The following is a 7122-nucleotide window of genomic DNA, read 5'->3' on the forward strand; positions in this document are numbered from 1 at the left end:
ATTACTAGTCGCATGAGTCACCACAATTATCGTCCGTCCGCGATCGGCAAGTTGGCGGAGCAACTGCATCATTTTTTTATCCAAGCCCGGATCTAGCCCTGAAGTCGGCTCGTCTAAGAAGAATAATTTGGGGTCTGCTAAGAGTTCTACGCCGATGCTGACGCGCTTGAGTTGTCCGCCGCTCAAGTTTTTGACTAAACTGTGCTGGCGTTGTTCTAGCTCGATTTGCCCCAAGGTTTTAACGATCGTCGCTTCGATGTCGGTATCGGGTGGGAGCCGCATCTGGGCGGCATAATATAAAACTTCCCTAACAGTCAGGTTGGTATGGACGATATCGCTTTGGGGGACGTACCCGATCGTATTGCGATAAATATTAAAGTTATTTACCAGGTTATCGCCATTGAGATAGACCATCCCCGCTGTCGGCTGTTCGATGCCTAGCAGCGTCTTCATTAGGGTCGATTTACCCGCACCGCTCCCCCCAACCAACGCGACCAGTTGACCCGGTTCGATCGCCAAATTTACATCATTGAGCAGACATAAATGCTGCCGATTCTGGAGCTTGACGACTTTAGTCACCCGATCGACATCGAGCCGGATATTTTCACCGCGATCGACGATCGCCAGCGCATCAGCACGCAGCACGAAGGTATACGGGCCGATTTGCAAGATACTCCCGATCGCCATCGGAGCCGTTTTATCTACTTGCTGGCGATCGACAAATACCCCATTCGGGCTAAAATTTTCGAGCAGATAGTCGCCTGTAGCAGTCCGTGAGAGCGCAGCATGATAGCGCGAAACCGTCGGGACATCTAAGACAAAATCATTATCCTCACTGCGTCCGAGCCGAATTTTTTGGCCGACAGCCAGCGGGATTTCGGTTTTGGCAAGCGCGGTTTTAATCCGCACGTTAGTGGGATCGATAAAAATCAACGTCGCATAATTTTGCGGATTTTGACCGATCCGCAATTCTTCATTCGACTGGAGCCGATAGCCTTCTTGGGGTGAAATTAACCGATTGTTAATAAATAACCGATTGCTGCTGGGGGTTTTCCCGTCACCATCGTAGATATAATAATCGTTGTCTACCCGCCGGATCGTAGCCTGATGGCGGCTGACTAATTCCCAGTCGATCGGGACCAATAAGCCAATCGGCGCAGGGTGCGACGGTTCGCGACCGAGATCGTGTTCGCACTCGCTCAGATCGAAAGACAAAATGTTTCCCCGCCAATGCATTTCAATTCGGCGAGTGGTATCGATAACAGTCCTAGCAATAACCATATTTTTTTAACTTCTTCACGCCGTTGACGTAGCCTAGCGGAGGTAATTGAGTCCTAAAATTTATTTCCTTCCTTGTCTTTTGCACCTTGTCTCTTGTCTACCTAAAGCTGGTGAGATCGTAACAATCGCCTTTATTGTCTACTGCTAGCACCTAAAATAATATAAATTCATATTATCTCGCTAAATTGATATCCACCACCTTTATCGACATTTGTATCCAAATAAGAGCCAATCGTCGCCAATCGATCTCCGCCGATCGACTGAAAATAAGTTAGCATAGATCGCCAGTTGGCAACAATTTGGAAGTAACCTCAGTCAAAATATCCAAAATTAAGATCGATTACCTCTCGGCGCGGCTACGCCAACGATTCGATTCGTTAAATTTTATTTTGCTTAATTACTGCCTAGAGTTAGAATAGTTCAGATCTCGTACATTGGCACGAACCCCCTCATAAAAATATGAATCGCGTAACTTTTATCAATCGTCTTACTGCTACCCCTGCGTTACTAATTTGCCTGGGATGTCTAATTGTGACTGGTTGCACAGACCCAAACAAAAAAACAACCGAAACGACAACTACCACTACCACTACCAGTCCGGCTGCTGGTGGCGGTAGCGAATCGCGCAATCCCCCTGGTGGTGCTGCGCCTACTACCGATCTGGCTAGACCGGAACGTTCTGGTAGTAATCCGATCCAGTTGTTGCAAAATACCCAGGTTAAGTCAGAACTCAAATTAACTGACGATCAAGTAGGCAAACTCAAAGAAATTGAATCGGGTTTACTCGCTAGCGTGACTACATCAGGTAAAGCGATTAAAGAAAAGTATAAAACGATCGAGGCATTACCTAAAGATAAGCAGGATTCTGAAAAGAAAAAGCTGGCAGATGATATTGAAAAAGGTCTAGCAACCTTGGCTAAAGATTCTCAAGCTAAAGTCAGTAAAGTCCTCACGCCAGAACAAGATAAAAGAGCCAAGGAAATTTTATTGCAAAAATTCGATTTTGGAATTATTACCAAAGATGATTTTGCCACCGAACTCAAACTCACAGCCGCTCAGAAAAAACAGCTTAATGATATCGTCGGACAAATGCGGACTAAAACGATCGGCGCGTGGGAAATTCCTGACAAAGAGGATGCTGCCAAACGCGACAAAACTTTGACTGACAACCGCAAACGGATGGAAGCAGTAATGAAAGAAAGCAATCAACAAGCTAAAGCCGTGTTAACACCAGAACAACTCAAAACCCTCGAAACTTTAAAAGGGAAAGCCGTTTCTTTTTCACTGACCGATCTTAAATAGGGAATAGTGAATAGTGAATAGGGGAGGACGCAAGCGTCTTTTTACTCCCCACACTTCCCACACTTCCCACACTCCCCGCTCTCCCCTTTCTCGATCGTTCGGTCAACTTTCAACTACTAACCGATCTCATGGAATTTATTAAATTTCTCTGGCAAATCTCGTGGAAACATATTGTAATTGCTTCCAGCGCGGGTTTGGTTAGTGGTTGTAGTAATGCATTGATGATTTCGATTATCAATCGCGAAGTTCACCAGGGACGTATTACCAATGCTGTAGCGTATTTTATTGGGTTAGCTGCTTTTATTTTAGTTACTAGCACGCTCGCCCAATTTTTATTGGTCGTGCTATCGCAAAATGCGATTTATGAATTAAGACTGCAATTAAGTAAAAATATTTTAGCCGCACCGCTAGAACATCTAGAGCAACTGCAAGAAAATCGATTAATTGCCATGTTGACCGAAGATATTAATACCTTAACGCGATCGGTTTCGGCTATTCCGAATATCTTTATCGATTTTGCGACGGTAATTGGTTGTTATTTCTATTTAGCTTGGGTATCGGGTTCGATTTTTGCGATCGCCATTACCTCTACCGTACTGACAATTTGGTTCGTGCAAACTAAGTTAAATAAAGCCCAGAAATTATTCTTTGAAGCAAGAGAAGAAGAAGACACCCTGCTTAAATATTTTCGAGGGATTATTAACGGGATTAAAGAACTTAAACTCAATCGATCGAAACGAACGGATTTTTTAGAACAGAGTGTCAAAGGTAGTGCGGCAAAACTTCGCCAAAAACATACCAGTGCCGCTGGTAGTTTTATCTTAACTAATGGCTTCGGACAAGCCGTTCAGTTTGCTTGTTTGGGATTTATTTTATTTGCCCTACCATCATTAATTCAGCTTCCGCTGCCGACGCTAGCCAGCTATGTACTTATCAGTACATTCATCGCTTTGCCGATGCAAAATTTACTCAATCGCATCCCCGAATTGGTACGCGGTAATGTAGCATTGCGAAAAATCGAACGCATGAATTTATCCCTCATCGATTTGGCAGAACCAGAGCAAATTCCTGCCGCAACTCATACCAATTGCCAGCTCCAACTACGCGGTGTCAGCTATCGCTATCGTGCCGACGATTTCCCCCCACATCCAAACGCTCTAGAGGCAGACTTTCCCCACCCGCCATCACATCCCCCGCACAATCGCCCAGAAGGTGCCCCACCATCTGCCGAAGGTCACAAACATCCCTTTCCGCCACCGCACCCCCACCCCGACGGACGCAGACCCCCACCACACCCTCATTCACATCCACATCCCCACCAGCACCCCCATCCACCGCATCCCGATCGCGGCTTGCCACCCGATGCTAATCTAGAAGCAGGATTTAGATTAGGGCCGATCGATCTGACAATGCGATCGGGGGAATTAATTTTTATCGTTGGTAGTAACGGCAGTGGTAAATCGACGCTCGCTAAATTAATGACGGGTTTATACGCACCCCAATCGGGTGAAATTTTACTCGATGGATTGCCAGTTAATGAAACAAATATCGAATGGTATCGACAACATTTTGCGACGACTTTTGCCGATGTTTATTTATTCGATCGGTATTTAGGACTCGAAAATCGGCAGCTCGATCCCGAAATTAATGGATATCTAAAAGAATTTCAGCTCGATCGGAAGGTTAGTGTTAATAATGGCGTTTTATCGACGATCGATCTATCCCAAGGACAACGAAAACGACTGGCATTATTAACAGCTTTCTTGGAAGATAGACCGATTTATTTATTCGATGAATGGGCATCAGACCAAGACCCGACTTTCCGTGAAATCTTTTATGCGCGGATGTTAATGCAGTTAAAAGAACGGGGGAAATTAGTAATCGTCATCACTCATGACGATCGTTATTTTCATCTTGCCGATCGGATTTTAAAACTAAACTATGGTCGAGTCGAATAAAGTAAGATTGTCGGCTCTCCCGCTAATATGGGGAAAATAGGGTAAAATGTAGCGATAGCGGAATTTTATCCTATTTCCAGATATGGATTTTCACCTAGATACTTTGCTAAATCTGCCTAATGTGGTTGTAGACAGCTATTCAAATACGTTAGATGCTGTCATTCTCAAGTTACAGTTAATCAATGATGGAATTAATTGCCCTAACTGTAATGAATATATCTGCAAGACACATCAAACTCGTCCAATTTTGGTCAGATATTTATCGGTGTTCGGTCAGTTAGTATATCTAAAAGTGCCCCGTCGCCAGTTTTATTGTCCTAATTGTCAAACATCACCGACGGAACCTTTGTCTTGGTTGAACAAAAAGCAGAGACAAACAAACAGATACCAAGAGTACATATATGAGAAGGTGAGAGAATTGACGGTTAAGCAAGTAAGTGAGAATGAAAGAATGAGTGAAGATGCTATCCAAGATATTTTTCACAAAGTTGCTCAGTCAAAAAAAAAGACTGGGGGCTACCTAAACGATTAAGTTTAGATGAATTCGCCAGAAAAAAGGGGCAAGGAAATTTTGCTACAATTTTAACAGATCTAGACAAAAGCTCTTTGCTGGAAGTTATCGATTCTCATAAAAGTGACGATATTATTGCTATCTTGAAGCAGCAGCCGTTAGCAATGAGAGAAGGTGTAGAGGAAGTTTGTGTTGATATGTGGGGCGGTTTCCCGAAAGTAATTCGAGAAGTTTTCCCCAATGCCAAAATAGTTGTCGATAGGTTCCATGTCCAGAAATTACTCAATAAAGCTTTAAATAAAATTCGACTAGCACTCAAGCTAACAGGCTTGAAAAATCGGTGCTTATTAATGAACAATCAAGTGAATTTGACCGATGAAGATAAAGAAAAGTTGGAACTACTACTCAAGTCTTCTCCTAGTTTAAAAATTGCTCACGAATTAAAAGAAGAACTAATTATGACTTACAACAGTAACATCACTGCATCTGGTGGGATGAGAACAATAAAAAAATGGTTAATATCTGCCAGGGTTATGTTTGGAAGTACTGCTGATACGATAGATTCTCACATTGATGAAATTTGTAATTACTTTAATCATAGAACAACCAGCGGAGTTACTGAAGGGATTAATACAAGGATTAAGTTAATAATTCGCCAAAGCTATGGATTTAAGAATTTTTATCTGATGAAAGAGAAGCTATTAGCTTGCTTATTTAAATAATTTCCGTTTCACTCCAATTATTCCAATAAGCAACACTTATCACCACATAAACGGGAGAGCCATTTTTGTAAAAACAGTCACGTTTGACTACGTATTTTTAGATTCCATTCAGATCGAAATTTAACAATCGATACCGTAGTCTCAATATTTACCGCTCCTAACAACGTAGATCGCGGTTGGCTATTATCTGTGCTGGCGGGAAAGAACTAGTTCGTCGATGTTATCGACCAAATTGGCAAATCGGTAGTTTTTACAAGCCACTCAGCCTACAATCCGCTCTTTTTAATTTTAATCTAGCCTTAATCGAACATTAATCTTTTGGTGTGCCCTATTTGACGCGGCAATCTGTATTTGGGTGATAATATTTTCTTAAAAATAATAGTGTAGATCGAGTAATGACAAAGATCGGTCTAACTAAATAAATTTTCGCTAGCAAGACATCGACGTGTCATTCGATCTGCTTAACTCGCTACTAATTGTCATCGTTATTTTTTCAAGTTCGTTATTCTCAGAACCGAGTCAATCTGACCTAAATAAATACACAGGAAAGTGAAATCGCATGGCTAAGAATACAATTATCATGATTGGCGACGGTATGGGCTGGGAAATGACCCGCGCCGCAGCCGTCTACAAGCAGATTCAAGAAGGTAAAACTGGTACTAGCCTTGCTGATTTTTATACCGCTGGCAAAGGTACTGGTCTAAACATGCAGACCCTGACGGGTTATACATTAGCAACTACCTACGGAACGACAATTCCCGATGCTAATGGTGTTTATAACACTGGACAAGCAGCAGTAACTGGCCCCACTACTGCGGCGACAGGTGCCAACCCCACAACGGCTGGTTTTGTATTCAATCCAGCTTTTAACCCTGGTACCACTGCTTCCGGTGGTGCAAAAGTTAGCGATGGCGTAGTTGGTAACTTAGTTGGTTACGATCCCACCAAAGGTGGTATCAATCCTTGGACTGCTGGTACCGATAAAGAATACATCAAACTCAGCTATCCTGACTCAGCAAATACCGCGACCACTCTCTACACTGGCGTTAAGAGCTACAACAACGCGATCGGTGTTGATATCTTTGAAGATAACTTAGAAGGTGCTTTAGCTAAAGCCGCAGCGCAGGGTAAATCGACTGGTTTGGTGACTTCCGTGCCGATCGATCACGCTACTCCCGCAGCAGCAGCAGCTAACGTCAATCGCCGGAATAAGTACGACGAAGACTATCCCGCTCTAGATAACATTCTTCAGCAGGAACTCCGCATCTATCAGCCTACTGTCATCCTCGGCGGCGGTCATCCCCTATCTACGCCTGGTAATCCACTCCCTGCTGGAGTCGAGCCGCTG

At 43.4% G+C, this 7122-nt stretch carries 5 protein-coding genes and 1 pseudogene; 5 read left to right on the forward strand and 1 reads right to left on the reverse strand.

Features of this window, described 5'->3' with window-relative positions; all coding sequences use genetic code 11:
* Positions 1-1281: ATP-binding cassette domain-containing protein (locus tag RMO79_RS02000; protein WP_310481379.1), on the reverse strand; the 1281-nt coding region annotated here is incomplete at its 3' end.
* Positions 1282-1740: 459 nt separating this feature from the next.
* Between RMO79_RS02000 and RMO79_RS02005 the strand changes: the two genes are divergently transcribed.
* The 5 genes and pseudogenes from RMO79_RS02005 to RMO79_RS02025 all read left to right on the forward strand — a co-directional run.
* Positions 1741-2583 carry a hypothetical protein gene (locus tag RMO79_RS02005; protein WP_310481380.1) on the forward strand — a complete coding sequence of 281 codons (843 nt, stop codon included), beginning with the start codon at positions 1741-1743 and terminating at the stop codon, positions 2581-2583.
* Between the two features lie 128 nt (positions 2584-2711).
* On the forward strand, positions 2712-4541 hold the full coding sequence (locus RMO79_RS02010) for an ATP-binding cassette domain-containing protein (protein WP_310481381.1): 1830 nt from the start codon (positions 2712-2714) through the stop codon (positions 4539-4541).
* 82 nt (positions 4542-4623) lie between these two features.
* Positions 4624-5073, forward strand: a complete 450-nt coding sequence (locus RMO79_RS02015; RefSeq protein WP_310481382.1) for a helix-turn-helix domain-containing protein — start codon at positions 4624-4626, stop codon at positions 5071-5073.
* Positions 5074-5102: 29 nt separating this feature from the next.
* Positions 5103-5774, forward strand: a pseudogene (locus tag RMO79_RS02020) (ISL3 family transposase); the annotation flags it as partial.
* Between the two features lie 559 nt (positions 5775-6333).
* Positions 6334-7122, forward strand: a 789-nt coding sequence (locus RMO79_RS02025) for an alkaline phosphatase (protein ID WP_310481383.1), incomplete at its 3' end; no start/stop codon positions are given.

The organism is Chamaesiphon sp. VAR_48_metabat_403 (assembly GCF_031422475.1).
Classification (GTDB): Bacteria; Cyanobacteriota; Cyanobacteriia; order Cyanobacteriales; family Chamaesiphonaceae; genus Chamaesiphon.